Below are 863 nucleotides of genomic sequence, written 5' to 3'. Positions count from 1 at the left end.
CGCAGCCTGTACAGGGCTAGCACTGGCCAAGAGGGCTACTGCTAATACAGCTGCTGTTGCTTTTTTAGTTAAGCTTCCTTTCATGGGTAATCCTCCTTTGCTTGGTTAGCGATTATTCGTTAGGTATATAATACCACGCATACTATATATAGTTAATAGTAGGGGGTATATAAAAAGCGAGACAAGTACAAGGAGCGTACTTATCTCGCTGGTCCAGCTTTTTGGGGCCACTCTAAAATGCTCGGCTTTTTTCTATGGATAGAGCTTAAGATGCCTCTGGCTTGTATTTTTATTTCAAATAGTTAAGTACAGAAAAAAATGCTCCAACGGAAGCCGCATCAGCTGCTCGTGCTGAGTTAAATTCGATATTTTGTAGCATTAAAGATTGTTGTCGAGCAATCATTAGGGATCGCTCAGTGTTGCTTTCCATCTTAGATCTATGCGCATATTCATCAAATAAATTAACCGCCTCTTTCATAGAATCGGCTTGTCCATTAGCAAATAATTTTTCAAAATAACTTACAGCCTCATAATTCCTATAGTCCCTTGGTATTTTTTCCAATATTTTACTATTCTCACTTGCCAATCTAAAAATTTGGTCTGAGATAAGATCTATCTCATTCCTAGCGGCAGAGAGTCTTTTATTAGGTGCATTAGGATTAAAATTTAAAGATTTTCTTATGAATTTATAGATAACAAAACATAATATCAAGCTACTAATAATAAAAATAGGAACAACGTAGCCGCTTCTTCCCGCAACAAAAAGTTCGAAAAAAATATCTAGTATATAAAAAACAATGAAGGCTGCGATTATTGCAGGAATCCAAGATATCCTAGCCTTACTTCTCTGGGTTTTTACCGTT

1 protein-coding gene is annotated in these 863 nt (G+C 36.6%); it reads right to left on the bottom strand.

The features are described from left to right. Positions 1 to 289 precede the first annotated feature (289 nt). On the bottom strand, positions 290 to 863 hold a 574-nt coding region (locus ACLGL1_RS09760; protein ID WP_411008483.1), incomplete at its 5' end, for a hypothetical protein.

Origin of the sequence: Peptococcus simiae (assembly GCF_046569735.1) — a bacterium.
In the GTDB taxonomy this organism is placed as follows: domain Bacteria; phylum Bacillota; class Peptococcia; order Peptococcales; family Peptococcaceae; genus Peptococcus; species Peptococcus simiae_A.
Note: the sequence above shows the minus strand (reverse complement) of the source record. Positions and strands in the feature narration are given on the sequence as shown.